This is a genomic window from Pseudomonas sp. TREG-RG-20F-10-E-6-01, assembly GCF_022662455.1.
Taxonomy (GTDB): Bacteria; Pseudomonadota; Gammaproteobacteria; order Pseudomonadales; family Pseudomonadaceae; genus Aquipseudomonas.
In genome coordinates, this window is the sequence record NZ_JAKNQP010000006.1 from 1 (window position 1) to 25,221 (window position 25,221).

At 63.0% G+C, this 25,221-nt stretch carries 23 protein-coding genes; 19 read left to right on the forward strand and 4 right to left on the reverse strand.

Annotation, left to right across the window (positions count from 1 at the left end; all coding sequences use genetic code 11):
• The first annotated feature begins 2 nt into the window (after positions 1-2).
• Positions 3-1,607, forward strand: a complete 1,605-nt coding sequence (locus L8K08_RS18140; protein ID WP_242199156.1) for a methyl-accepting chemotaxis protein — start codon at positions 3-5, stop codon at positions 1,605-1,607.
• Positions 1,608-1,705: 98 nt separating this feature from the next.
• Here L8K08_RS18140 and L8K08_RS18145 read toward each other — a convergent pair whose 3' ends face one another.
• Positions 1,706-2,332 carry a CatB-related O-acetyltransferase gene (locus L8K08_RS18145; RefSeq protein ID WP_106580540.1) on the reverse strand — a complete coding sequence of 209 codons (627 nt, stop codon included), beginning with the start codon at positions 2,330-2,332 and terminating at the stop codon, positions 1,706-1,708.
• 154 nt (positions 2,333-2,486) lie between these two features.
• Between L8K08_RS18145 and L8K08_RS18150 the strand changes: the two genes are divergently transcribed.
• The 6 genes from L8K08_RS18150 to fecE all read left to right on the forward strand — a co-directional run bounded on the left by L8K08_RS18150 (position 2,487) and on the right by fecE (position 9,199).
• Positions 2,487-2,672: an Lrp/AsnC ligand binding domain-containing protein gene (locus L8K08_RS18150; protein WP_242199160.1), complete on the forward strand. Its 186-nt coding sequence runs from the start codon at positions 2,487-2,489 to the stop codon at positions 2,670-2,672.
• 97 nt (positions 2,673-2,769) lie between these two features.
• Complete coding sequence (locus tag L8K08_RS18155) at positions 2,770-5,175, forward strand: TonB-dependent receptor (RefSeq protein WP_242199162.1); 2,406 nt, start codon at positions 2,770-2,772, stop codon at positions 5,173-5,175.
• 350 nt (positions 5,176-5,525) lie between these two features.
• Entirely contained in the window at positions 5,526-6,446 is a 921-nt protein-coding gene (locus L8K08_RS18160; RefSeq protein WP_242199164.1) for a Fe(3+) dicitrate ABC transporter substrate-binding protein FecB, read from the forward strand.
• 2 nt (positions 6,447-6,448) lie between these two features.
• Complete coding sequence (fecC, locus tag L8K08_RS18165) at positions 6,449-7,438, forward strand: iron-dicitrate ABC transporter permease FecC (protein ID WP_242199166.1); 990 nt, start codon at positions 6,449-6,451, stop codon at positions 7,436-7,438.
• On the forward strand, positions 7,435-8,403 hold the full coding sequence (locus L8K08_RS18170) for an iron chelate uptake ABC transporter family permease subunit (protein ID WP_242199168.1): 969 nt from the start codon (positions 7,435-7,437) through the stop codon (positions 8,401-8,403). Before fecC ends, L8K08_RS18170 begins: the two co-directional genes overlap by 4 nt.
• 4 nt (positions 8,404-8,407) lie before the next feature.
• A complete protein-coding gene (fecE, locus tag L8K08_RS18175) occupies positions 8,408-9,199 on the forward strand; it encodes a Fe(3+) dicitrate ABC transporter ATP-binding protein FecE (protein WP_242199170.1) in 792 nt (263 codons plus the stop codon).
• Between the two features lie 163 nt (positions 9,200-9,362).
• Here fecE and L8K08_RS18180 read toward each other — a convergent pair whose 3' ends face one another.
• The 3 genes from L8K08_RS18180 to L8K08_RS18190 are packed head-to-tail and all read right to left on the reverse strand — an operon-like array spanning position 9,363 to position 13,818.
• A complete protein-coding gene (locus L8K08_RS18180; RefSeq protein ID WP_242199173.1) occupies positions 9,363-10,295 on the reverse strand; it encodes a sulfonate ABC transporter substrate-binding protein in 933 nt (310 codons plus the stop codon).
• Entirely contained in the window at positions 10,292-11,623 is a 1,332-nt protein-coding gene (locus L8K08_RS18185) for an LLM class flavin-dependent oxidoreductase (protein WP_242199175.1), read from the reverse strand. Before L8K08_RS18185 ends, L8K08_RS18180 begins: the two co-directional genes overlap by 4 nt.
• A gap of 2 nt (positions 11,624-11,625) precedes the next feature.
• Positions 11,626-13,818, reverse strand: coding sequence for a TonB-dependent receptor (locus tag L8K08_RS18190; protein ID WP_242199177.1), 2,193 nt, complete (start codon positions 13,816-13,818; stop codon positions 11,626-11,628).
• Positions 13,819-14,023: 205 nt separating this feature from the next.
• On the opposite strand from L8K08_RS18190, the gene L8K08_RS18195 reads away from it, so the two are divergent.
• From L8K08_RS18195 to gspD, 12 genes are all read left to right on the forward strand, one after another.
• Positions 14,024-15,064, forward strand: a complete 1,041-nt coding sequence (locus tag L8K08_RS18195; protein ID WP_242199179.1) for a LacI family DNA-binding transcriptional regulator — start codon at positions 14,024-14,026, stop codon at positions 15,062-15,064.
• 264 nt (positions 15,065-15,328) lie between these two features.
• Positions 15,329-17,026, forward strand: coding sequence for a type II secretion system ATPase GspE (gspE, locus tag L8K08_RS18200; protein WP_242199182.1), 1,698 nt, complete (start codon positions 15,329-15,331; stop codon positions 17,024-17,026).
• Positions 17,023-18,219, forward strand: a complete 1,197-nt coding sequence (gspF, locus tag L8K08_RS18205) for a type II secretion system inner membrane protein GspF (protein WP_242199185.1) — start codon at positions 17,023-17,025, stop codon at positions 18,217-18,219. Before gspE ends, gspF begins: the two co-directional genes overlap by 4 nt.
• Before the next feature lie 20 nt (positions 18,220-18,239).
• Complete coding sequence (gspG, locus tag L8K08_RS18210; protein WP_242199188.1) at positions 18,240-18,665, forward strand: type II secretion system major pseudopilin GspG; 426 nt, start codon at positions 18,240-18,242, stop codon at positions 18,663-18,665.
• Between the two features lie 7 nt (positions 18,666-18,672).
• Complete coding sequence (locus L8K08_RS18215; protein ID WP_242199191.1) at positions 18,673-19,098, forward strand: prepilin-type N-terminal cleavage/methylation domain-containing protein; 426 nt, start codon at positions 18,673-18,675, stop codon at positions 19,096-19,098.
• The gene (locus L8K08_RS18220) at positions 19,095-19,427 is read left to right on the forward strand and encodes a prepilin-type N-terminal cleavage/methylation domain-containing protein (protein ID WP_242199193.1); all 333 of its coding nucleotides are present in this window, start codon (positions 19,095-19,097) and stop codon (positions 19,425-19,427) included. Before L8K08_RS18215 ends, L8K08_RS18220 begins: the two co-directional genes overlap by 4 nt.
• On the forward strand, positions 19,424-20,032 hold the full coding sequence (locus L8K08_RS18225; RefSeq protein ID WP_242199195.1) for a prepilin-type N-terminal cleavage/methylation domain-containing protein: 609 nt from the start codon (positions 19,424-19,426) through the stop codon (positions 20,030-20,032). The genes L8K08_RS18220 and L8K08_RS18225 overlap by 4 nt, the downstream gene beginning before the upstream one ends.
• Complete coding sequence (locus L8K08_RS18230; RefSeq protein WP_242199197.1) at positions 20,029-20,730, forward strand: general secretion pathway protein GspK; 702 nt, start codon at positions 20,029-20,031, stop codon at positions 20,728-20,730. The genes L8K08_RS18225 and L8K08_RS18230 overlap by 4 nt, the downstream gene beginning before the upstream one ends.
• Positions 20,727-21,719, forward strand: a complete 993-nt coding sequence (locus L8K08_RS18235; RefSeq protein ID WP_242199199.1) for a type II secretion system protein GspL — start codon at positions 20,727-20,729, stop codon at positions 21,717-21,719. The genes L8K08_RS18230 and L8K08_RS18235 overlap by 4 nt, the downstream gene beginning before the upstream one ends.
• Positions 21,694-22,293 (forward strand): type II secretion system protein GspM, encoded by a 600-nt coding sequence (gene gspM / locus L8K08_RS18240; RefSeq protein WP_242151007.1) that lies wholly within the window; start codon positions 21,694-21,696, stop codon positions 22,291-22,293. Before L8K08_RS18235 ends, gspM begins: the two co-directional genes overlap by 26 nt.
• Complete coding sequence (locus L8K08_RS18245) at positions 22,290-22,808, forward strand: general secretion pathway protein GspN (protein ID WP_242199201.1); 519 nt, start codon at positions 22,290-22,292, stop codon at positions 22,806-22,808. The genes gspM and L8K08_RS18245 overlap by 4 nt, the downstream gene beginning before the upstream one ends.
• 5 nt (positions 22,809-22,813) lie before the next feature.
• The gene (gspD, locus tag L8K08_RS18250) at positions 22,814-24,937 is read left to right on the forward strand and encodes a type II secretion system secretin GspD (RefSeq protein ID WP_242199202.1); all 2,124 of its coding nucleotides are present in this window, start codon (positions 22,814-22,816) and stop codon (positions 24,935-24,937) included.
• Positions 24,938-25,221 lie beyond the last annotated feature (284 nt).

Genomic DNA, 25,221 nt, shown 5'->3' on the forward strand with positions numbered 1-25,221 from the left:
GTATTTCCCAAAAGCTCTACCTCAGCTTTGCCGCCATCGTGTTTCTGTTGGGCATCCTTGTCATCAGCGCATACCGTGGGTTTGGACAGGTCGACAGTGCGATCAGCAGCAACGTCCACAGTTATCGCGTGTTAAGTCAGTCCAAGATAGCCCTTGAACAGTTGATCAATATCGAGACCGGTATGCGCGGCTTCGTCATCACCGGCAAGGACAACTTTCTTGAGCCCCAGATTGCCGGTGAAAGTACATTCTCTAGCAGTCTTGCGACGCTCAAAGAACTGACGATTGATAACGCCGAGCAGCAGAAACGGCTTGCCTCATTGGAGCAGCTACAAAAGCGGTGGCTGGACGAAGACGTTCATTCGATCATCGCGCAACGGCGTGAGCTGACGCAAAGCGGCACCTCCGGTGATTCGCTGAATCAGCGCATAAGCAGCGGCGCAGACAAAGCCAAAATGGATGGCATGCGCGGCATTATTGCAGAGCTATCGCAGGCAGAAGACGTTCTGTTGGCAAGCCGCACTCAAGAGATGAACAACGCCAAGGATCGCGCGATTACGATTCTGGTGGCCGGTGGTTTGATTGCGGCCTTTTTGGCGGTCATCCTCGCCTATGCTTTAGGCCGCACCACGCGCGCCCGCCTGCAAGTGGCTATAGACGCGGCGACAGCGGTTGCCGAAGGTAGATTGGACACCGTGATTGATACCAGCAGCAGCGATGAACTGCCCAGGGCATTTGATCGCATGCAAACGCGCCTGCGGGAAATGATTCAGCAGATCAATCAAGCTGCCAGTCAATTGATTGAATCCGTACAGAAGATTTCAGGAGCTTCGGAGCAGCTTTCCAGCGCGGTAAACGAACAATCAAACTCGGCATCCGCGATGGCGGCCACGGTTGAAGAACTTACGGTAAGTATCAACCATGTATCCAACAACGCAGGCGAGGCCGGCGGACTTGCTCATCGCTCTGGTCAGCAATCAATAGATGGATCCACCGTCATCCAGAACACACTGACCAGCATGAATGGTATCGCGAAGACCGTGCAGCATGCCTCAACCAAAGTGTCAGAGTTGGGCCACCATTCCGAGCAGATATCTACCATTATCAGTGTTATTCAAGGCATCGCAGATCAAACCAATCTCCTCGCCCTCAACGCTGCCATTGAGGCTGCTCGAGCGGGTGAACAAGGCCGCGGCTTTGCAGTAGTCGCCGACGAGGTACGGTTGCTCGCGCAGAACACCGGTAAATCTACCAAGGAAATTGCCGGCATGATCGACAAGATCCAGCTCGGAGTCCGTGAGACTGTGGAGAGTATGCGCAGCGGCGTGATGGAAGTTAGCCAGGGTGTGGAAATGGCGGAGTCAGCTGGCAAGGCTATTACCGAAATTAGTCAAAGCTCTGGCCAAGTGCTCGAGGTGGTCGAACAGATTTCTTTGGCCTTGCGTGAGCAAACAGCTGCAAGTCAGGACGTCGCACGTAACGTCGAACGATCTGCACAGATGGCTGAGCAAAATAATCAGTCTGTGCAAGATCTTCTGCGCACCAGCAACGATTTGAATCAGTTGGCGATAGGACTTAAACAGGAAGTAGGTCGGTTTCGTCTGTAATGGAGTGGCAGAAACCATATTCTTGATCAAGCCCAACCTGCAAAGGTTGGGCTTTTTCATGCGCGCTATTTTTTCCGTGGGCTGCCTGTTGGCACCCGTCAGGCGCCAGTGGCGCGCTGCTTGAGGTAATCCACAAACGGGTCGATATCCGTGCTGCACAGCAAATGAGCGATCGCGCGCACCTCGGTTTCCGGCCATTCCCACCAGGCGGACTGTTCGAGGATCTGGCGGGTGGGCTCATCGAAGCGCCAGCGGATATGTTTGGCGGGGTTGCCGCCCACGATGGCGTAAGGGGCAACGTCCTTGGTCACAATGGAGCCGGCCGCGACGACCGCGCCATTGCCGATGGTGACGCCGGACAGAATCTTCGCGTGCGAGCTGATCCAGCAATCATTGCCAATGATCACGTCGCCCTTGCTGCCACCAAAATCAGTGATGTGCGCGAGGCTTTTGACCTTGGCCGGGAAGGGATAGCAACTGAGCCAATCGGTGCGATGATGGCCCCCCAGGTACACTTCGACATTGCCGGCAATGGACGTGTAGGCACCCACGCGCAAGGTCGTGCCTTCATGCCAGTCGTGAACCTTCAGGTCTCCGTAGGTGCCGATGCCAAAGCTGTAGTCGGGGTAACGGTTGCGCAGTTTCTGCGTCGAACGCTCCAGGGGGGAGAGCGCGCGCAATGCCTTGCGCGCTTGGTGTTCGCGCCATTTACGCAATAGTTTCATGCGTCGAGCCTTCTTGCAGAGGTTGAAATCAGGCCGCCATCCTGAGCAATGGGTGGCTTCTATGCAAGACGAAAATGCTCAGGGTAATGGCCGGGAGAACCCTGGCACATAAGCGTTTAACTGCCAACCACCGCCAGCAGCAACAGTCCCATCAGTGCCACCAGCAGGGTTAATCAGGCACGTCCTGGACGGTTTCGACGGGTCGATCCTGCCCCAGGTGCACCATTGCTACCCCGTCACCGGCGAAGTGGGTTTCGTGCTGATACTGAATGTCGCCAGCCTGCGGGAATACCAGGCGCTGGACCGGGTCAAGGTAGGGCTAAAAGTGCCGGTCAGTTGAGCGCTTCATTGTCTGAAAAAAAATGGCCGCTGCCTGTCCCTTTTTTTCACCTCGCCTGTCATTCATGGCAAGTGAATCAAATCGAGAGCTTCCGCCAATGCCCGCCGTCCCACCTTTGCGCCTGCGCCCGTTACTGAACTTGAGCCTGATGCTGAGCCTCAGTGCCAGCCCATTATTCGTCCCGATCAGCTACGCCGAAGACAGCAGTGCTCGGCGCAGCTACCAGGTGCCGGCTGGCAGCCTGAGCGCGGCGCTGACCCGTTTCGCCGGGTTGTCGGGGGTTAATCTGTCGGTAGATCCTGCGTTGGTCAGCGGTCGCAGCAGCAGTGGCCTGGCCGGCGAATATGGCGTGGAGGAGGGCTTTGCTTACCTGTTGCAAGGCTCCGGCCTGCAGTTGCAACCGATGGGTGAGCAGGCGTACAGGCTGGTGCCGGTGCCCGAAGGCAGCAGCCTGCAATTGGCGCCGACGTCAATCATCGGCAGCGCGGGGCAGGAGGGCGGCGATACCTACGCTGGTGGGCAAGTGGCGCGTCGTGGCTCGCAGGGCTTGCTCGGTTCGCGGGACTTCATGGAAACGCCGTTCAGCATGACCACCTACACCGAGGAAGCGGTGAAGAACCAGCAGGCGCGCACCCTCGGCGACCTGATCGCCAGCGACCCCTCAGTGCGCGCCACCAACCCGGCCGGCGGGCGCTATGAGCAGTTCACCATTCGCGGATTCAGTCTGTTCAACAGTGATGTGGCCTACAACGGCCTGTACGGCGTGTTGCCGACGTACACCATCGACATGGAAATGGCCGAGCGCGTCGATATCCTCAAAGGCCCGAGCCAGTTGATCAACGGCATCTCACCACGCGGCAGCGTCGGCGGCGGAATTAACGTGGTGCCCAAGCGCGCCACCGACAAAGACATCAGTTCGTTTACCGGCACCTGGGCTTCCGGCAGCCAGGCTGGCGGTGCGGTGGACGTGGGCCGGCGCTTTGGTGAGGACAACAAATTCGGCATCCGTTTCAACGGCGTGAAGCAGTCTGGCGACACCGAGTGGGACCACCAGAGTGTCGACCGTGAGATGGCCGTTCTGGGCCTGGATTTTCGTGGCGATCGCCTGCGCCTTTCCACTGACATCGGTCACACCGAGCGTGACACCGATGCCCCGCAGGAGCGTGTCCAGATCGGCCCGAATGCCCGCGTGCCGAGTGCCGGCGATGTGCGCCGTAACTACGCGCAACCCTGGAGCAAGGCCAGCACCAACGATACGTTCGGCACCGTCAACGGCGAGTTCGACCTCACTGATAGCGTGATGCTCTACGGCGGTGTTGGCGCGCGGAAAAGTAATCACGACTTCCTGCGCCACGCGGTGTCCGTCACCAACAACGCCGGGGATTTCAGCGTGCAGCCGCGTGATTTCACCCGTGACGAAAACGTGCGCACCGCCACGGCGGGCGTGCGCAGTTGGTTGCACACCGGCCCCGTCAGCCATGAGCTCAACCTGGCTGCCAGCTACTTCTATATGGACTTTGAAAACGGCGGGGCGCGGTATGCGGCGGCGCCAAGTAACCTCTACGACCCCGTGCAAATCCCGACCCCCTCGCGGCCGACGCGCTTCGATTCCAAGGTCTACACAGAGAATAAGTTCAGCGGTGTCGCGCTGTCCGACACCCTGGGTTTCTTCGACGACCGATTGCTGCTGACCCTCGGCGCGCGCTGGCAGCGGGTGAAGGTGGATGACTGGACCGACAACGTCAAAGGTGACACCGCCTATGACGAGGAAAAAGTCTCGCCGTCGGGTGGCATCCTCTTCAAGGCCACCGACACGTTGTCGCTGTATGCCAACTACATGGAAGGCCTGAGCCAGGGCAAAATCGCACCTTCTACCTCAATCAACGAAGACGAAATCTTCCCGCCGTTTATCAGCCGGCAGGTCGAAGTCGGTGCCAAATACGACGCGGGCGCCTTTGCCGTCACCGCCGCCGTGTTCCGCATCAAACAGCCAGCCTATGAAACCAACGCCACCACGCGGGTGTTCGGCCCCAACGGCAAACGCCAGAACGACGGGGTGGAGCTGAGTGTGTTTGGCGAGCCGCTCAAGGGCTTTCGCCTGCTCGGTGGCGTGATGTACATCGACAGCGAGCTGACCCATACCACCAACGGCACCTACGACGGCAACCGCGCGCCGGCCACGCCCAAGTACAACGTGAACCTGGGGGCGGAATGGGATGTGCCGACGCTCGAGGGTTTGACCCTGACCAGCCGGGGCATTTATTCCAGCTCGCAGTACCTGGATCAGTCCAACGTGAAAGAAATTGATGCCTGGAACCGCATCGACGTCGGCGCGCGTTACGCCTTCAAGGTGGATGACAAACACATCACCTTGCGCGCCAATATCGAGAACGTCGCCGATAAACGCTACTGGAGCTCGGCCGGGGCCTCGGATGACAGCGAACCGGGATTAACCCTGTCGACACCGCGTACCTACTTGCTCTCGGCCACCGTCGACTTCTAACTGCGCAACTTGAGGGCAAGCGGGCTTGTCGAGGCAAGCGTGATTGATGTGGCGAGCGGGCTTGCCCCGCGTTGGGCTGCGAAGCGGCCCCAAAACCTGCCAATGAGTTCTGACTGAAAAAACTGCGGTGACTGAATAGAGGCTGCTGCGCAGCCCAACGCGGGGCAAGCCCGCTCGCCACAACAAGCCCGCTCGCCACAGCAGCCCAGCTGCCAACAGGATGTACAGCGCCTGTAAATGAAAAAGCGTTAATAAGAATGTTTTTTGATTGCATCGCCCTGATATGGAATAGTACCCGCCGTTTTCCCCAGCCTGTCCAGCCGGGGTGTTCCAACGCCGAGGTCCCTGTCATGCGAATGCTGCGCTCCATCCCGACCCTTGCCGCCTGCCTCCTGGCGTTCTCTTCCAGCGTGTTAAGCGCTGCGCCCATCGACCTCAATGATGGCCAGCACGCAGTGCACTTGCCGGATGCGCCCAAGCGCGTGGTGGTGCTGGAGTTTTCCTTTCTCGACAGCCTCGCCGCTGTTGACATTACGCCCGTAGGCGCTGCCGATGATGGTGACGCCAACCGAGTGCTGCCACGCGTGCGCCAGGCCATCGGCCAATGGAAATCGGTGGGCCTGCGCTCGCAGCCGAGCATCGAGGAAATCGCCCGGCTCAAGCCGGACCTGATCGTCGCCGACCTCAATCGCCACCAGGCGCTGTACAGCGACCTGTCGAGCATCGCGCCCACCTTGCTGTTGCCTTCGCGTGGTGAGGATTACGAGGGCAGCCTCAAGTCCGCCGAGCTGATCGGCAAGGCCCTGGGTAAAAGCCCGCAGATGGAGGCGCGTATCGCGCAGAACCGCGAGCATTTGCAGGCGATTGCCAAGCAGATACCCGCCGGTGCCAGCGTACTGTTCGGCGTCGCCCGGGAAGACAGCTTTTCCGTGCACGGCCCGGACTCCTATGCCGGCAGCGTGCTGCAAGCCATTGGCCTGAAAGTACCTTCGGTGCGCGCCAACGCCGCCCCCACCGAGTTTGTCAGCCTGGAGCAATTGCTCGCGCTGGATCCGGGCTGGTTGCTGGTCGGTCACTACCGCCGCCCAAGCATCGTCGACACCTGGAGCAAGCAGCCGCTGTGGCAAGTGCTCGGTGCGGTGCGTAACCACCATGTGGCCGAAGTCGACGGCGACAGCTGGGCGCGCAATCGCGGTGTGTTGGCCTCGGAGCAAATCGCCGAAGACGCCCTGGCCATTCTCAAAGGCGGCAAAGCCGTACTGAGCCAATAAGCATGGGCCGAAGTCTCGCGGCAGCGAGTATCGTGCTGCTGGGCGCTTTATTGTTCTGGCTCTCTTTGTACAGCTGGTCGCCGTTCACCCTCACGGCGGCGGATGCCTGGAATGGCTTGGTTCACCAGGGCAGCGTGGGCGGCAATATGGCCTATATCGTCGCCCAGTTGCGGGTGCCGCGAGCGGTATGCGCGGCCTTGGTCGGTGCCTGCCTGGGCCTGGCCGGTGCGCTGATGCAGGGCATTACCCGCAACCGGTTGGCATCGCCGTCGCTGTTTGGTGTAACGGCGGGTGCGGCGCTGGGGTTGGCATTGTTCTCGACCGGCTTGGTCGCGCCACCCTTTGCCGGCGGCGCATTGTTGATGACCTGCGTGGGCGGCGCATTGGCCTGGATTACCGTGTTCAGTCTGGGCGGTGCGTGGTCGCCCGCCACCGCCCAAGGCCGGCTGGTATTGGCCGGCGTAGCCGTGGCGGCGCTGTGCGCAGCATTGACGCGGCTCACGGTGATTCTGGTCGAGGCTCAGGCACAAAGCGTGCTGAACTGGCTGGCCGGCTCCCTGGCGAACGTCGGCGCGGCCCAGGTGCAATTACTCTGGCCTTGCACCTTGATCGGCGGCCTGTGGGCGCTGTGGTGCGCGCCGCGCCTGAACCTGATCAACCTGGGCGAAGACGCTGCACGCTCGCTGGGCGTGGGCATCGCCAGCCTGCGTCTGCAGGTATTTTTCGCCAGCCTGTTGCTGGTGGGGGCCAGCGTCTGCGCCGCCGGCCCCATCGGTTTTGTCGGGCTGATCGCGCCGAATATCATTCGGCAATTTCTCGGCAATGACTACCGCTGGCTGATCCCTATGAGTGCAGCCCTGGGCGCGGCGATCGTGCTCGGCGCCGACTTGCTCAGCCGCGCTGTGGCCTTTCCGGTGGAAACCCCGGCGGGTGTGGTGACCGCGCTGATCGGTGCGCCGTTCTTCCTCTTTCTTGCCAGGCGCGCGCTATGACCCAACCCCGATTGCGCCTATGGCTGCTGCTCGGCATGTTGCTGGTGGCGACCGGTGTCAGCCTCAGTGCCGGCACGGTGTGGCTCACCCCGGAAACGGTGCTGGACCGTCTGCTGGCCCACAACGCCCTCGACTTCGAAGTGTGGAACCATCGCCTGCCACGCAGCCTGATCGCCATCCTCGCCGGCTGCGCGTTCGGCCTGGCCGGGGCGATTGTCCAGGGTGTGATTCGCAACCCGCTGGCCTCGCCGGAAATCCTCGGCGTCACTCAGGGCGCCGGGCTGGCACTGACGGTGGCGATCATCGGCTGGCCGCACATGCCGATTGCCTGGTTGCCCCTGGTGGCCTGCCTCGGCGGTGCGGGTGGCGCCTTGCTGCTGGCGCTGTACAACACCGGCGTGAGTTTTTCCGGGGTGCGTTTCGCACTGTCGGGTGTGGCGATTGCGGTCACGTTGTCCAGCGTTACCGAGTTTCTGATCCTCTCCCATCCGCTGGATATCAACACCGCCTTGCTCGCATTGACCGGCAGTTTGTGGAGCCGCAACTGGCACCACGTGGCGCTGGTGTTGCCGTTTCTGCTGCTGATTCCGTTGGGCCTGTGCCTGGCCAAACCGCTGAACCTGATCGCCCTGGGTGACGAAGCCGCCCACAGCCTGGGCACCGCACTGACCCGCGCGCGCTGGTTGGCGATGGCGTGCGCGGTGGTCCTGACCAGCCTCGGCGTGGGGGTGATCGGGCCGATTGGGTTTATCGGCCTGGTCGCGCCGCACATGGCGCGGCGCCTGGTGGGCGGGCATCACCTGTATCTGCTGCCGGCGGCGATGCTGATCGGCGCGCTGTTGCTGGTGCTGGCCGACACCCTCGGGCGCACGTTGATCGCGCCCAGCGAAATCCCTGCGGGGGTGCTGACGGCGGTGATTGGCGCGCCGTATTTTCTTTGGTTGCTGGCACGGTTCAAGGGCTGATGACATGAGCATTTTAAAAGCACATCAACTCGATATCGGCTACGGCGCCACGCGCATCGTGCAGGGTTTGTCGTTCGCGCCGCCACCGGGGCGTGTCACTGCGTTGATCGGGCCCAATGGCTGCGGCAAGTCCACCTTGCTCAAGGCCTTCGCGCGCATCCTCAAGCCAAGCCAGGGCGAGTTGACGTTGGGGGATCAAGCCTACGCCAGCCTGTCCGCTCGTCAGTTGGCACAACAGATCGCATTTTTGCCCCAGGTGCTGCCGGTGCCGGAAGGCGTCAGCGTGCGCCAACTCATCGCTTATGGCCGCAGCCCGCATAACTCGCTGTGGGGGCGCCTGAGCGGCCACGATCAGGCCCACGTGACCCAAGCCATGCAGCGCCTGGAACTCGACGCCCTGGCCGACCGCGCCCTGGCGGACTTGTCCGGAGGCCAGCGCCAACGCGCGTGGCTGGCGATGGTGCTGGCGCAGAACGCGCCGGTGGTGCTGCTCGACGAACCCACTACCTACCTCGACATCAGTCACCAGGTCGAACTGCTCGACTTGATGGGCGAACTGGCCGCCGAAGGCAAGACCGTGATCACCGTGCTCCACGACATCAACCAGGCCTGCCGCTATGCCGACCACCTGGCGGTGATGCACGGCGGCAAACTGGTCGCGCACGGCGCGCCCGCCGAAGTGATCAGCGCCGAACTGATGCGTCAAGTATTCGATGTGCAGGTGCAGATCATGCGCGAGCCGGTGGCCGGCACACCGATGTGCCTCGTGGAAAAAAGCACCCGAAATCAAGCCTGACGCCACTCAACCTGCTACTGACCACCGTGCCCTGCGCGGCTTGATGTGAAATGCAGTTAAAACTGTGGGAGCGGGCTTGCTCGCGAATGCGGTGGGTCAGCCACCTGATGTGTTGGCTGACACGCTCTATTCGCGAGCAATCCCGCTCCCACAATGCCTGGCCTCAGTTGGCTTCAGCGCTCCACACGGCTTTCTTCACTTCAATGGCCTTGGGCAACAAACGGTTCTGATAAAACAGATCCGCCGTCGCTTGCTGCGCCTGGATGACCGTCTCGTCAATCGGCAGGATCGGCGAAGGCGGGCGGTTATCCATATAGCGGGCAATCACCTTGGCAGGCAGGCCCATAAAGGCGGTCAGCACCTTCAAGCTGTCTTCACGCTCGCTGCGGGTGAGCGCTTCGGCGGCACTGAGTTCACCCAGCAGCGCTTGGATAAACGCGCCGTTCGCCTGTGCATACTCACGCCGCGCGGTGTACACCGGCCCCGACAAACCCAGGCCCTCGCCGTTGGCCAGCACATGGCTCGGGCTCTGGCTCAAAGCCAATGACGAATAGGGTTCCCAGATCGCCCAGGCGTCCACGCTGCCTTGCTCGAACGCCGCGCGGGCGTCGGCTGGGGGCAAGTACACCGGTTGAATATCCTGATAGCGCAGGCCGGCTTTATTCAAGGCACGCAGGATCAGGTTATGGGAGCTGGAGCCCTTCTGGAACGCCACTTTTTTGCCCTTGAGGTCGGCAACCGAGTGCAGTGGGCTGTCGTTGCGCACCAGGACGGTTTCGGCGGTTGGCTTGGGCGGTTCGGCGCCGATGTAGACCAGGTCGGCACCGGCCGCTTGCGCGAACAGCGGCGGGATATCGCCGGTAGAGCCTACATCCAGTGCGCCCACGTTCAGTGCCTCAAGCATCTGCGGGCCGGCGGGAAACTCGATCCATTTCACCGCGGTGTGTGCAAAGCGCTGTTCCAGCAAGCCATGTTCCTTGGCGAGTACCAGGGCGATAGAGCCTTTCTGGTAGCCGATGCGCAGGGTGGCGGGGTCGGCCGCCAGCGCGGTGTGGGTGACGGCCAGCAGGGCCAGCAACAGCAAAGGGATTTTCATGCCTGAGCCGCCTTGAAACGATTCGCCGGGCGCACCAAACCGAGGTGTTCCCTGAGTGTGCTGCCGGTGTAGTCGGTCCGGAACAGGCCGCGCCGCTGCAGTTCGGGCACCACCCATTGGGCAAAGTCCTCAAGCCCTCCCGGCAAATGCGGCACCAGGATATTGAAACCATCGGCCGCAGCGTTTTCGAACCAGCGTTGCAGCTCATCGGCAATCTGCAGCGGCGTGCCGATCAGGCTGTAATGCCCGCGACCACCGGCAATCCGCCGGCCCAGTTGCGCCAGCGTCAGTTGCTCCTGATTCGCCAGGTCACTGAGCAATTGCTGGCGGCTGCGTTGCCCACTGTCGGTCAATGGCAGCGACGGCAACGGCCCGTCCAACGGGTACTTGGACAGGTCGAAATTACCCAGCATGCGCCCCAGCAAGGCCACGCCCACCTCGGGCTCGACCAACGCCTGGAACGCCTCGAATTTCGCCTGTGCCTCAGCCTCGGTTGGCCCCACCACCACAAACACGCCGGGCATGATTTTCAGCGCGTCGGCCTCACGTCCGTAGCCGCCCAGGCGCCCTTTGAGGTCGGCATAAAACGCCTGCGCATTGGCCAGCGACGTTTGCGCGGTGAACACCACGTCGGCGGTCTGCGCAGCCAGCTCCCGGCCGGCTTCGGAAGAACCCGCCTGCACGACCACCGGCTGGCCCTGTGGCGAGCGGGCCACGTTCAACGGGCCCTTGACCCGGAAATGCTCGCCGACGTGGTCCAGCACATGCAGTTTCGCCGGGTCATAGTAGTGGCCGCTGGCTTTGTCGCGCACAAAAGCGTCGTCTTCCCAACTGTCCCATAAGCCAGTCACCACCTGATGAAATTCCCGCGCCCGGCTGTAACGCTCGCGATGGCCCAGGTGCTCATCCCGGCCAAAGTTCTGCGCCTCGGCGGCATTGTCCGAGGTCACCAGGTTCCAGCCCGCGCGCCCGCCGGAGAGGTGGTCCAGCGAGGCGAATTTGCGGGCCACGTGGTAGGGCTCGTTGTAGCTGGTGGTCGCCGTGGCGATCAGGCCGATATGCGCCGTTACCGCACTCAACGCCGAGAGCAACGTCAGCGGCTCGAAGTGATCCGAACGCGCCATCTGGCTGGCGATCTCACCCGTGGCGGCGGCAATGCTGTCGGCCACGAACAGCGCGTCGAACTTGGCCGCCTCGGCGATCTGCGCCAGGCGTTTGTACTGGGCGAAATCCAGCCCGGCGTTGGCCGGCACGTCCGGGTGGCGCCAGGCGGCGACGTGGTGCCCGGTGGCCATGAGAAAGGCGCCGAGTTTCAATTGACGACTCATGCTTAAAAATCCTTGCGCAGTTGCACGCCGAAGTAACGTTCATCGTCACGGGGCACGGCGCGGTAGATGTAGTTGCCGCCGCTGGCCAGCAGCGGCGAGTAGGCCTTGTCGGCGAGGTTCTTGGCCAGCAGCGCCACGCGCCAGCCATTGCTGTAATCGGCCAGGGCCACGCTGGCGTTCCAGATGCCGTAGGCGCCTTGTTTGGTGTCGACGTTCTGGCTGATGTCGTACTGCACTTCGCTCTGCCAGCTGTAGTCGGTGCCCAGTTCGACGTCCAGGCCGTTCTCCAGCGGGATGCTGTAGTCGGCGCGCACGTAGCTTTTCCAGTCCGGGCTGAACGGCAGTGGTTTGCCATTCACGTTGCACGTTGCCGCCGCACCGGCGGGGCAGGCGAATTCGTCAATACGCGCATGGGTGTAAGCCAGGGCCCCGGACAACTTGAGTTGCTGGGTGGCCTGCAAGGCGTAATCGAGTTCGACACCTTCGGTGCTGACGCTGCCGGCGTTGATCAGGCGCGTCACGACTTGGCCTGCGACCGTGTCGAAAAAGTTGGCCTGGTAGTTGTCGTAGTCGCTGTGGAAGACCGCAAGGTTGGTGGTCAGGCGATTGTTCCAGCTGGTGGCCTTGATCCCGGCTTCCCAGGTGTTGGAGGTTTCCGGCTTGAGGGCGTTGGTGTCGCGCGGCTGCATGTTGAAAAACACGTTGTACGCCGGGCCTTTGTAGCCACGTGAGTAGGTCAGGTAGCTGGTGATGCTGTCGCTGATGTCGAATTGCACGCCCAGCCGCCCGGACCAGCCGTCCTCGTCTACCGAACCGGCACTGCGGGTGGCCGGTTGAATGCCACTCACCGTGGTAGCGGAGGTCGACACGCGGCGGTGATCGTATTTCAGCTCGTCGTGGGTGTAGCGCAGGCCGGCGATGCCGCGAAAGCGTGAGGTGAAATTCAGCGTGGTTTCACCGAATGCCGCGTAGCTGTCGCTGGTGGTGGTGTAGTCGGCAATGCCGCGGTCGGTGCGCGCCGGGGTGGTCAGCGTGCGCTGGTAGGTCTCTTCGTTCTTGCCATGCATGTAGAACAGGCCACCGACGTACTCCAGGAACTCACCCTTGGGCGAGGCCAGGCGCAGTTCCTGGGAGTACTGGTCGAAGGCCAGCTCGCCCTTGTCGGCGGTGCCGGGGAAGGCGGCGGTTACGGTGCCGAGGCGGTCGCCATCCTGGTATTGGGTGTTGTCCCAGCCGCGCCAGGCGGTGATCGAGGTCAGGGTGTAGTCGCCCAGGTTCCAGTCCAGCTGCGCCGACAACCCTTTGTTGGTGTCTTCGACATGGCTGCGCGTGTCGGTGTTGATATCGCGGTTGTCGCTGGACGCGCGCACCGGGCTCAACGCATTGGCAAACGCGGGTGTCAGCGACTTGCTCACCACGCCATTCGGGCCGTCGTCATGGGCCTGCATATAGTCGGCGATCAAGGTCAGTTTCACCTCGTCACTGGGGGTGAATTCCAGCTTGCCGCGAATACCTTTGTGGTTGTAGCCGTTGACCTCCTGGCCGTTGTTTTTGTTATCCACATTACCGTCGTAACTGCCCAGCAGCGTGCTGATCGAGCCCTTGAGTACCCCGGGCACCAGGCTGCCACCAATACCGAAACGTGTGCGGCTTTCGTTGCCGCTGTAATACGACTGGTCGATATAGCCGTGGGTCTCGGCGGTGGGTGCCTTGCTGGTGATGTTCAGTACGCCGGCCGAGGCGTTCTTGCCGAACAAGGTGCCTTGCGGGCCGCGCAGCACTTCGATGCGCTCAAGGTCCAGCAGGTCGAGGGTGGCCTGGCCTGGACGCGCATACACCACGCCGTCGATCACTGTGGCCACGGTCGGTTCAACGCCTGGGGAGGTGGAAATGGTGCCCACGCCGCGCACGAACAACGAGGTGTCCTTGTTCGACGCGCCGGTGCGAAAGTTCAGCGACGGCACTTGCTGCACGATGCTCGCCACGCCGTTGCGGTTGTCGCGCTCCAGTTGTTCGCCATCGAGTACCGAGACCGCCACCGGGACTTTTTGCAGCGACTCTTCACGCCGCGTCGCGGTAACCGTGACGGATTTGAGCGTGGGTTCTTGCTCATCGGCGGCACATACGCCCGGCGCGGGGAGGGCGGTCAGCCCGGCGAGAAACAATAAATGAGTGTGACGTGGAAAGTTGTGCATGCTGTGCCCGCTCCAAAAATGCCCTGAACCGCTGCGGTTCTGCGACCGTCAGCGCCTGTGTCGTGTCTTGGGCATTCGCTCGAGCGAGTAGCAGACAAAGCGCTTTGGTAGCGCTAACATCGGCATTATTGTTGGGGCTGGTTTAGAGCGTCAAATACTAAAAAATTAGTCCTATATGCTTTTTCGTTTCTAACAGGATTGCCTCTTGAGCGAAGAAAAACCGCGCAAACGCCGTGGCGCCGGGCGCGTCACTCTTAATACCGTGGCGCGCCAGGCCGGGGTGTCGGCGATCACCGTGTCGCGCTATTTCAATCAGCCAGAGCAGGTCTCACCAGAGCGCCGGGAGCGTATCGCAGCGGTGGTGGCCGAGTTGGGTTATGTGCCGAATCTGGTGGCCGGTGGGTTGGCCTCGGCGCGCGGGCGGATCGTGGCCATGGTGATTCCCAACATCTCCGGGCCGATCTTTGCCAACACCATCCAGGGCTTCAGTGACACGCTCAGCCGCCATGGTTATCAGCTGCTATTGGCGTCCAGCTACTTCAGCGCCGACCAGGAAGAAAGCGCGGTGCGCGCGTTTCTCGGGTGGTCGCCGGCGGCGTTGGTACTGACCAGTCGTTTCCACAGCGCGGGCACTGAAAAAATGATCGCCGAGGCAGACATTCCGGTGGTGGAAACCTGGGATTACGTGCCCACGCGCGAACCCTTGCAGATTGGCTTCTCCCATTACGAGGTGGGCGTCAGTGCTGCGCGCTACCTGTATGCCAAGGGTTATCGGCGCATCGCCTTCGTGCAGAACAGCGCGCCCGGCGACTTCAGTGCGCTTGAGCGGCGCGACGGTTATGCCGCCACCGCCGCCCAACTGGGTGTGCAGCCCTGGGTGTTTGCCCCGGATGCGGACCTGGCGCCTTTCGAAGCCGGCAAGCAGGCAATGCAGGTGCTGATGAGCCACGCCACGCCGCCGGATGCGATTTTCTTCGCCAACGACAACCTGGCCGCCGGTGGTTTGCTGGCAGGCCAGCGGGCCGGATTGAACATCCCGCAAGACTGCGCCGTGCTCGGTTTTGGTGATTACCCCTTTGCCGAAATGCTTTTGCCAAGTCTGAGCACGATAAAACCGCCAGCCCTGGACATCGGAATATTAGCCGCCACGCGGGTACTTGAAAGTTTGGGTGTTCTGCCAGTGGAGGATGAAGTTGTGCGATTGAATCTTCTGGAGTGTCGCTTGATTGAGCGTGAGAGCACTTGAATAACTAGTGAAGTGGCTAATTGCAACTAGCTCACTTCTGCTGATTCACTCCAAAGGCCCTAAATCAAGGGCTGTACCGGAAATCCGGGACAGCCAATGCGTATTCTTTTCAGTTTGTTTCCAGCCATCAGGAACTAGATTTACAACTTTCAGTCGATTAACCCGGTTAACCCCGACTGCGGCGTGGCGAACTAATGGCACTTCTCCGGTATTGGCCAGTAGTTCCAAATAGCCATACTTTCTCGCAACTAGACACCCCACACTATGTCGTCAATGCCCACCGACGCCTGCACTCTGCAGATCCCGCACACCGACCACGTGTGCGCGTGGCTGATGCGGCACGCCGGGCTGAAAACGGTCGACCTGGAGCGCGCCCGGCGCCTGTCTACGGACGCCGGCGACCTGCTCGGCCTGCTCGCGCGTCTGGGGCTGGTCTCCGAAATCGAACTGGCCCGCGCCTGGGCGGACCTGCTTGGCGCGCCGCTGTTGCTGGCCGATGCCGCGCCGCCGCTGCTCGACCCGTTGCCCGCCCTCACTGAGCGCTTTATGCGCCACTACCAGGTTGTACCCATGGGCTGGGCCCAAGGTGGCCTGCGCGTATTGGCGGCCAACCCGGCGCACCTCTATCCCTTTCAAGCCCTGGCCTACGCCTGCCAGGTGCCGGTGTGGCTGGCCATCGGCCCGCGTACTGAAGTTGACACGCTGGTCGAGCGCTACTACGGCCAGGGCCGCTCCGCCATGGGCACCCTGATTGAAAACCTCGATGAGCAGGGCGGGGCGCTGGAAGATATCGAACACCTCAAGGACATGGCCTCCGAAGCGCCGGTGATTCGCCTGGTCAACCTGATCCTGCAGCGTGCGGTGGAACAGCGCGCGTCGGATATCCACATCGAACCCTTCGAAAACCAGCTCAAGGTGCGTTACCGCATCGACGGTGTGCTGCACGACGCCGAAGCGCCGCCGGCCAGTTCGTCGGCGGCGGTGATCTCGCGGGTCAAGATCATGGCGCGCCTGGACATCGCCGAACGGCGCCTGCCTCAGGACGGGCGGATCATGCTGCGCGTCCAGGGCAAGGCGCTGGACCTGCGCGTGTCCACGGTGCCCACCAGCTTCGGTGAATCGGTAGTGATGCGCCTGCTCGACCGGCAAACCGTGCAGTTCGACTTCCAGAGCCTGGGCTTTGACGGCCAACGCCTGGCGGCATTTCTCGACCTGCTCGAACGCCCGCACGGCATCCTGCTGGTCACCGGGCCCACCGGCTCGGGCAAAACCACCACCCTCTACACCGCGTTGTCGCGGCTCAACACCGCTGAACGCAAGATCATCACCGTTGAAGACCCGGTGGAATACCAGCTCGAAGGCATCAATCAGATCCAGGTCAAGCCCGCCATTGGCCTGGACTTCGCCGGCGCGCTGCGCTCCATCGTGCGCCAGGACCCGGACGTGATCATGGTCGGCGAAATCCGCGACCTGGAGACCTGCCGCATCGCCATCCAGTCCTCGCTCACCGGCCACCTTGTGCTCTCCACCCTGCACACCAACAGCGCTGCCGCGAGCATCACGCGCTTGCTGGACATGGGCGTGGAAAGCTACCTGATCGCCTCGACGGTCAGCGGCATTCTCGCCCAGCGCCTGGTCCGGCGCCTGGACCCGGCGACCCGCGTGGCATTCGAAGCCGCGCCGGAACTGATCGAAGAACATGGCCTGGATCGCTTGACCGACCAGCGCCCGATCCTGCTCTACAAGGGCACTTATCGCGGTCGCAGTGCAATCACCGAATTGCTGGTGATGAACGACGAACTGCGCAGCCTGTTGATGCGCCACGCCGACGCCACCACGCTGGAGCAGGCCGCGCGCCGCGCCGGTCTGCGCACCTTGCATGAAGAAGGCCTGCGCCAGGCGCTGGCGGGCGTCACCTCGCTGGAAGAAGTGCTGCGCGTCACCCGTGGAGAGGGCGCGTGAGCCTGTTCAAGTTTCGCGCGCTGGACAGCCAGGGCGTGGCCCACAACGGTACGCTGCAAGCCCAAGACCAGGCGGCTGCCATCGCCGTCCTGCACAAACGCGGTTTACTGCTGTTGCACATCGAAGTGGCCGGCAGCCCGCTGCTGCGCACTGTGCGCGGGCCGTTGAAGGGCGCGGCCCTGGTGAGCTTTACCCAGCAACTGGCTACGTTGCTCGGCGCCGGTCAGCCGCTTGAGCGCGCGTTGGGCCTGCTGCTCAAGCCACCCGGCCAACCCCAGGTGCGCGCGCTGATCGAGCGTATCCGCGACCACGTCAAGGCGGGCAAGCCGTTATCCGCCGCGCTGGAGGAGGAGGGCGACACGTTCTCGGTGCTGTACGTGAGCATGGTGCGCGCCGGTGAGGCCGGTGGCGCGCTGGAAAGCACCTTGCATCAGTTGGGCGACTATCTGGAACGCAGCCAGTTGCTGCGCGGCGACGTCATCAATGCGCTGATCTACCCGGCGTTCCTGGTGGTCGGCGTGGTGGGTTCGCTGGCGCTTTTGCTGGCGTACGTGGTGCCGCAATTCGTGCCGATTTTCCAGGACCTGGGCGTGCCGATTCCGCTGATCACCGAGGTCATTCTCGCGCTTGGCCAGTTCCTCGGCGCCTATGGCGTGTGGGTCCTGGGCGCTCTGGTGGCGGTCATCTGGATCGTGGCGGCACGCCTGCGTGATCCGCTGCGCAGGCAGCGCTACGACCGCCGCCTGCTCGGCATTCGCGTGATCGGCCCGCTGCTGCAACGCGTCGAAGCCGCCCGACTGACGCGCACCCTCGGCACCCTGCTCAGCAACGGCGTGGCCCTGCTGCAGGCACTCGTGATTGCCCGCCAAGTCTGCACCAACCGGGCGCTGCAGGCCCAAGTGGCGGACGCGGCGGAATCGGTAAAAGGCGGCGGCACCCTCGCCAGCGCGTTCGGCGCGCAACCGCTGCTGCCAGACCTGGCCCTGCAAATGATTGAAGTCGGCGAACAGGCCGGTGAGCTGGACAGCATGCTGCTCAAGGTCGCCGAGGTGTTCGACGTCGAAGCCAAACGCGGCATCGACCGCCTGCTCGCCGCGCTGGTGCCGTCGCTGACCGTGGTCATGGCCGTGCTGGTGGCGGTGATCATGCTGGCGATCATGCTGCCGCTGATGAGCCTGACCAGCAATATATGAACCTTCAAGGAGCCACTCCCATGCGACACCTCCAACTCGGATCGACACGCCGCCAAAGCGGTTTCACCCTGCTCGAAATGCTCGCGGTGATCGTGTTGCTGGGCATTGTCGCGACCATTGTGGTGCGCCAGGTCGGCGGCAACGTGGACAAGGGCAAATACGGCGCAGGCAAGGCGCAACTGGCCGGCCTGAGCATGAAAATCGACAGCTATGCCCTCGACGTAGGCGCGCCGCCCAACAGCCTGCGACAGCTGGTGGACAAGCCCGCCAACGCATCCAGCTGGGCCGGCCCCTACGCCAAGCCCTCAGACCTCAAGGACCCGTTCGGCCATGCCTTCGGCTATCGCTACCCCGGCGAGCACGGCGCCTTCGACCTCATTTTCTACGGTCAGGACGGCCAGCCGGGCGGCGATGGCTACAGCGCCGACCTGGGCAACTGGGAATAACCTCGCCATGGCCCAGCGCGGCTTTACCCTGCTGGAGATGCTGGTGGTCATCCTGTTGATCGGCCTCGCCGCCGGGTTGCTGGGGCTGGGCGTGCGCCAGGGTTTGCAGGCGGCGCAAGAGCGTCGCGTGGTCGGGCAGATGGTCGATGCGCTGCGCACCACGCGGGCCGGGGCGGTTGTCAGCGGCACGGCGGCGCGCACTGAATTCGATCTGCAGAAAATGACCTTCCAGGCGCCGGGCCGCGCGCTGCAACGCTGGCCGGCTGAGCTGCAGGTGAGCTTGCACACTGCCGAACAGGCCGGTTCGGCTGTCGAGTTTTACCCCGACGGCAGCTCAACCGGCGGCCATCTGTTGTTGGCCAATGGCAGCCGGCGCTGGCGCATCGACGTGGGCTGGCTGACCGGCAGCGTGCAGTCCAAGGCGCTGCCATGAAATACCAGACAGGCTTCACCTTGCTTGAAATGCTCGCCGCGCTGACCTTGATGGCGGTGTGCGGCACAGTGTTGCTGGTCGCCTTTGGCCAAAGCGCGCGCTCGTTGTCGCAAGTCGCCCACAGCGACCGCCTCACCCATGCGGCGCTGACGGTATTCGACCAGGAAGCGGCGGGGCCGCTGGCTGAAGGTGTCAGTGAAGGTGACTTGCAGGGCATCCACTGGCAACTGACCCAGACCCGACAACAGCCGCACCTTTTTCGCCTCGACCTGACCGTCAGCGAAGGGCCGCACCAGGCCCGTTTCAGTACCTTGAAGGCGCGCCTGTGAAGCGCCGCGAGCAGGGCTTCACCTTGCTGGAAATCCTCGTGGTGCTCAGCCTGCTCGCGGTACTGCTGGTGCTGGTGGGCGGGGCGTTGCTGGGCGCCAATCGCGCTGTGTCCAAGGCCCAGCGCTACACCACCAGCCTGGATGAGATGCGCGCCGCCCAGCAGTTTTTACGCACGGCGATCAGTGAAGCGCTGCCCCTGGACGTCACCGAAGATGACAGCCAGACCGATGGTTTTTTTGTCGGCACGTCCCAGCGATTGCAGTTTGTGGCGACGCTGCCGGGTGTGCTCGGCGGCGGCATTCAGCGATTCACACTGCAAGCGCAAAAACAGGCATTGCAGGTGTCTTTTGCTCAGCTCGAATCGCACGCCAACGTCGCCCGCAGTGAGCCGCAAGTGCTGCTCAAAAACGTCCAGGACGTGCAGTTCAGTTACCGCGGCGTATCGCCTTTGGGCCAAGCCACCGGATGGGTCAACCAATGGCCGTGGCCCAAGCGTTTGCCCGCTGCGGTGCGCATTGCCGCGCGCATCGACGGCCCGCTGCCGTGGGTTACCCAAGTGATTGCCCTGCGTCTTAACCTCGCCAGCGGAGCGCTGGAGGAATGAGGCGCCAACGCGGCGCTGCGCTGCTGCTGGTGCTGTGGGCGCTGGCCTTGCTCAGTGTGTTGCTCGGCGGCCTGGCCGGTTGGGTACAGCTGCAAAGCCGCCAGGCCCTGTGGTTGCGCCAGCACACCCAGACCGTGCTGGCTGCCGAAGCCGGCATCGCCCTGGTCATGGCCGATCGGCGCTGGATTGCCGACGGCCGTGACATCCCGCTGACCTTCGACGATGCCCAGTTGCACGTCAGCCTGCGCAGCGAGCGCGGCAAGCTCTACCTGATCAACGCCGAGGCCGATGACTTGATGCGCCTGGCCCTGGCCTGCGGCGCCACCCAAGCCCAGGCCGACCAATTGATCAAAGCCTTTGAGGCGCGCCGCAAGCAAGGCCTGCCGCCGTTTCGGGTGCTGGAAGAAGTGCGCCAGCTGCCCGGCATGACACAAACGCTGTACAGCCAATTGCTGCCGGAAATCACCCTGTGGAGTGACCTGGATCGACCCGATCCGGCCTTCGCCAGCCCGCTGATGCGCAAGGCGCTGAACTTGCCGCGTCAGAACGCCGAAGGCGCCGACCCGGGTGTGGTGCTGGTGGTCGACAGCCACGCACAGCGTCCCGGCGGCTACCAGGCACGCCTGCAACTCACCGTTTTACTGAGCCCCTCGGAGGACAGCGCGCAACCCTACCGGGTGCTGCGTTGGCAAGAATGAATCGACTGGAACCCATCGCCCGGCACTGGCGCGGCAGCCTGCTGCAACAGGGCTGGCGCCTGTGGCTCGCGGAGTTGCGCGCCTGTGTCCCGAAATGGCTGGCCCTGAGCGAGCCGCCTGAGCAGGTCTGCCACTGGCCACTGAGCGAACCGGTCACACTCGCCAGCGCGCGCCAGGTGCTGATGCTCGCGCCCGACGCGGTGCTGCTGCAAACCGTGCAGCTGCCGCTGGCCGCCGCGCGCAACCTGACCGCCGTGGTCGGGTACGAGCTGGATCGCTACACGCCCTTCGAGGCTGACCAGCTGTACTTCGTCGCGCGCCAGGAGCAACGCACCGCCACGCACCTGCAGGTCACGCTGGTGGCGATCCTGCGCGAACAGCTGGACCAGATCCTCACCGACTGCGCCGCCCTCGGCGTGCACCCTCATCGGGTGGATGTGGACCACCTGGGCATCGACTTGCTCCCCGCGCCACTGCGCCCGCGCCAACGCCCCACCGGCAAAGGCCTGCAACGCAGCCTGCCGTGGCTGTGCGGTGCCTTGCTGATTGCGGCGATGTTGCTGTGGCTCAACGACCGCCAGCGCGTGCTCGACGCCATGCGCGCCAGCGTGCAGCAGCAAAAAGCCCAGGTTGCCGAGGTGCACGCCTTGCGCCAGCAACTGCTCAATACCCGTGGCGCGGCGCAATACCTGACCCGGCGCAAACTGGCGCAGCCGCCCTTGGCCGCGTTGCTCAATGACCTCACCACCTGCCTGCCCGCCGACACCTGGCTCGACCAGCTGGACGTCAAGGACGGCGAGATTTCCATCTCCGGGCAAAGCGCCAAGGCCAGCGCGCTGATCACCCGCATCAAGGGTTGCCACAGCCTGGAAAACGCCCAGTTCGAAGGGGTGATTCAACCCGATGCGCGCACCGGCAAGGACCAGTTTGCCTTGCGTGCCCACCTACGTCAGGAGGCCGCCGATGCGCCGACCCCTCACACCCCGTGAACGTCGCGGCGCGGCCTTGCTGCTGCTGGCCGTGGTCGTCGGCGCGGCCTACTGGCTGTTGATCGACAGCTGGTTCGCCGGCCCCTTGCGTGACATGGGCGAACAGGCCGAGCAGTTGCGCGAGCAGCAGCAACGCTACGCCGGCGTGGTGCGCCAGGGCGATGCGCTGCGCCAGCAACTTCAACAGGCCCGCCAGGACCCGGCCAGCAGCACCAGCCTGTTGCCGGGCGATGACCCTGACGTGGTGGCCGCCGACCTGATGCAGCGCCTTGCCGACCTGATCAACAGCCACGCCACGCTCGGCGGCGGCTGCAGCCTGACCCAACGCAAGCCCATCACCCCCGAGCAGGACGAGGGCGAGCCGTATCGTCAGGTCAAAGTCAGCCTGACCCTGAACTGCGCCATCGAGCCCTTGGAAGCCGTGCTGCATGAGCTGGAGTACCAGCCGCCGTTTTTGTTTGTGGATGAGCTGCGCATCCGCCGTGGCCAGCAGGCGCCAGCCAGCGGCGGGGCGGGAAAACTGCTGGTGCACCTGTTGGTGCGCGGCTATCTGCAACCGCAGGTGGCGCGATGATCGGCGCCCTGCGCCCCCTGGAATGGGGCTTGCTCGGCTTGGCCGGGTTACTCGGCGTGCTGATGGCGGTCATCCTCAGCAGCATCGGCGATCAACCGCAGTGGCTGCCCGAACCCGTCGCGCGTGCGCACCCTGCGGTCAGTGCGCGCGTGGCGCCAAGCGTGACACTCGATAGCCTCGCCGCCACGTGGCAAACGCCGCTGTTCAGCCCTGATCGCAGCCCCGACAGCGTGGTGGGCAAAGCCCGAGTCTCGAGCCTGGCCAACCTGACCCTCAGCGGCATCATGATCACCGGCAACCTGCAAATGGCGATGCTCAAGCAGGCCGACGGCCGCCCGCTGACCGTGCGCCTGGGCCAGACGCTGCCCAACGGCTGGCGCCTGGAACACCTGACGCCGCAATACGCCCGTTTTGCCCTGGATGGCCGCACGCAAACCTTGAACCTCTATGCCAAGCGCCTGCCGCCGCCGTCCACCCGGCCCCCGATTACTCTTCCCCGCGAGCCCCTCCCTTGATCGACATGCGCACTTCAACATTTTGCCTGGCCACCGCCCTCGCACTGGGCGGCTGCGGCGCCTTCCCCGACCGCCCCGACGCGGACGACGACCTGCTGCACGAAGCCATGCAGGGCACCGGTTCACAACGGCCGCCGACTGCGGCGCCTGCGCCTGAAAGCCCACCGCTTGCAGCCAGGTCAGCGCCACAGAGCCAGGTGATCCGTGGCAACCAGCAATTCGTGCGCCCGCCCACCGCATCACCGAGCGCGAAGGAGCAGGGCGGCGACATTGTGTTCAACTTCGCCGACCAGCCCATCGAAGCGGTGATCAACAGCGTGATGGGCGACCTGCTGCACGAGAACTACAGCATCGCCCAGGGCGTGAAGGGTAACGTCAGCTTTTCCACCTCCAAACCGGTGGACAAGCAGCAGGCGTTGTCGATTCTGGAAACCCTGCTGTCCTGGACCGACAACGCGATGATCCGCCAGGGCCAGCGCTATGTGATCCTGCCCGCCGACCAGGCCGTGGCCGGCAAGCTGGTGCCACAAATGCACGTGGCGGCGCCGTCCAGCGGCCTCTCTGCGCGGTTGTTCCCACTGCGGTATATCTCCGCCACCGAGATGCAAAAGCTGCTCAAGCCGTTTGCCCGCGAGAACGCGTTTTTGCTGGTGGACCCGGCGCGCAATATCCTCAGCCTGGCCGGCACCGCGGAGGAACTGGCCAATTATCAGGAAACCATCGACACCTTTGATGTGGACTGGCTCAAGGGCATGTCGGTGGGCGTGTTCGGCCTGCAACGCGCGTCAGTGGCCGAGTTGATGCCCGAGCTGCAAGCCATGTTCGGCCCGGACAGTGGCATGCCGTTGGCGGGCATGCTGCGGTTTTTGCCGATTGAGCGCACCAATTCGGTGATGGCGATTTCTTCACAGCCGCAGTACCTCAGCGAGGTGGGTGACTGGATCCGCACCATCGACGAGGGCGGCGGTAACGAGCCGCAGATGTATGTCTACGATGTGCGCAATATGAAGGCTTCGGACCTGGCCAGGTACCTGCGCCAGATCTATGGCAATGACGCGATCAAGGACGACGCGCCGGCGAAGGTTGCGCCGGGGTTGCGCACGGCGACGTTGTCGTCGCTCAACAGCAATTCCGGCGGGTTGCAAGATGCGCCGCCACCTGCCGAGGAACCTGAGCAAGCACCGGACGTTGCTGTGCCTGCGGCGGATAAAAGTCTTGAAGCCGGAACTCGGATTACTGCGCAGAAGAGCAGTAACCAACTGCTGGTGCGCACGCGTCCGGCGCAGTGGAAGGAGATCGAAGCGGCGATCAAACGCCTCGATAATCCGCCGCTTCAGGTGCAGATCGAGACGCGCATTCTTGAGGTCAAGTTGACCGGGGAATTGGATCTCGGGGTGCAGTGGTATCTGGGGCGCCTGGCGGGGAATTCCGGAAGTAATACGGTGGCGAATGCCTCGGGCAGCCAGGGGGCGCTCGGGGGCGGCGGGGCAGGGCTGGGGGCGTCGGATTCGTTGTTTTATTCGTTTGTCAGCGCCAATTTGCAGGTGGCGTTGCATGCGTTGGAGACCAATGGGCGCACTCAGGTGCTGTCGGCGCCGTCGTTGGTGGTGATGAATAACCAGCCGGCGCAGATTCAGGTGGGGGATAACATTCCTATCAGTCAGACCACGGTGAATACCGGCAACGCCGATTCCACCTTGAGCAGCGTCGAGTACGTGCAGACCGGGGTGATTCTGGATGTGGTGCCGCGCATTAATCCGGGCGGGTTGGTGTACATGGATATTCAGCAGCAGGTCAGTGATGCCGAAACTCAGAGTGGTACCAGTGATACGCCGGTGAATCCGCGGATATCGACGCGCTCGGTGTCGACGCAGGTGGCGGTGCAAAGTGGGCAGACGGTGTTGTTGGGCGGGTTGATCAAGCAGGACAACGCGCAGAGTGTCAGTGCTGTGCCGTATCTGGGCAAAATTCCTGGGTTGCGGTGGTTGTTTGGTAACACCAGCAAGTCCAAGGATCGCACGGAGTTGATTGTGTTGATTACGCCTCGGGTGATTACCAGCAGCAGCCAGGCGCGGCAGGTGACGGATGATTATCGCCAGCAGATGCAGTTGCTGCGGCCGGCGAGATGAAGTGAAGCAATGGGGTGGAAAATGTTGGGGCTGGGTTGCCTGGGATGGTGGTAGCTCGTGTACATATCCGTTGCTGCGGTAACGGCCGCTATGGGTTCCGCTCTTACAGCGGGTCACTTTTGGAAGGACCTGTACGGACCCAAAAGTAACCAAAAGGTCCTCGCCCCACCACTCGGCACCTCGCCTGGGCTCGGTGTGCCCTCACGCAGGCTTTGGAAAAGCAGAGCACGGCGGCCTGGTAGCCGACCTGAGTGGTAGAAGCAAAAGCACAGCAACACATCTAT

Excerpts from the sequence above, each read along its gene's own strand:
- L8K08_RS18215 (WP_242199191.1), top strand. The coding sequence starts at position 18,673 with ATGGCCCAGCGCGGCTTTACCCTGCTGGAGATGCTGGTGGTCATCCTG.
- L8K08_RS18155 (WP_242199162.1), top strand. The coding sequence starts at position 2,770 with ATGCCCGCCGTCCCACCTTTGCGCCTGCGCCCGTTACTGAACTTGAGC.
- L8K08_RS18235 (WP_242199199.1), top strand. The coding sequence starts at position 20,727 with ATGAATCGACTGGAACCCATCGCCCGGCACTGGCGCGGCAGCCTGCTG.
- gspG (WP_242199188.1), top strand. The coding sequence starts at position 18,240 with ATGCGACACCTCCAACTCGGATCGACACGCCGCCAAAGCGGTTTCACC.
- gspE (WP_242199182.1), top strand. The coding sequence starts at position 15,329 with ATGTCGTCAATGCCCACCGACGCCTGCACTCTGCAGATCCCGCACACC.
- L8K08_RS18180 (WP_242199173.1), bottom strand. The coding sequence starts at position 10,295 with ATGAAAATCCCTTTGCTGTTGCTGGCCCTGCTGGCCGTCACCCACACC.
- L8K08_RS18220 (WP_242199193.1), top strand. The coding sequence starts at position 19,095 with ATGAAATACCAGACAGGCTTCACCTTGCTTGAAATGCTCGCCGCGCTG.
- L8K08_RS18190 (WP_242199177.1), bottom strand. The coding sequence starts at position 13,818 with ATGCACAACTTTCCACGTCACACTCATTTATTGTTTCTCGCCGGGCTG.
- L8K08_RS18245 (WP_242199201.1), top strand. The coding sequence starts at position 22,290 with ATGATCGGCGCCCTGCGCCCCCTGGAATGGGGCTTGCTCGGCTTGGCC.
- L8K08_RS18145 (WP_106580540.1), bottom strand. The coding sequence starts at position 2,332 with ATGAAACTATTGCGTAAATGGCGCGAACACCAAGCGCGCAAGGCATTG.
- fecC (WP_242199166.1), top strand. The coding sequence starts at position 6,449 with ATGGGCCGAAGTCTCGCGGCAGCGAGTATCGTGCTGCTGGGCGCTTTA.
- fecE (WP_242199170.1), top strand. The coding sequence starts at position 8,408 with ATGAGCATTTTAAAAGCACATCAACTCGATATCGGCTACGGCGCCACG.
- L8K08_RS18185 (WP_242199175.1), bottom strand. The coding sequence starts at position 11,623 with ATGAGTCGTCAATTGAAACTCGGCGCCTTTCTCATGGCCACCGGGCAC.
- L8K08_RS18170 (WP_242199168.1), top strand. The coding sequence starts at position 7,435 with ATGACCCAACCCCGATTGCGCCTATGGCTGCTGCTCGGCATGTTGCTG.
- L8K08_RS18160 (WP_242199164.1), top strand. The coding sequence starts at position 5,526 with ATGCGAATGCTGCGCTCCATCCCGACCCTTGCCGCCTGCCTCCTGGCG.
- gspD (WP_242199202.1), top strand. The coding sequence starts at position 22,814 with ATGCGCACTTCAACATTTTGCCTGGCCACCGCCCTCGCACTGGGCGGC.
- L8K08_RS18230 (WP_242199197.1), top strand. The coding sequence starts at position 20,029 with ATGAGGCGCCAACGCGGCGCTGCGCTGCTGCTGGTGCTGTGGGCGCTG.
- gspM (WP_242151007.1), top strand. The coding sequence starts at position 21,694 with ATGCGCCGACCCCTCACACCCCGTGAACGTCGCGGCGCGGCCTTGCTG.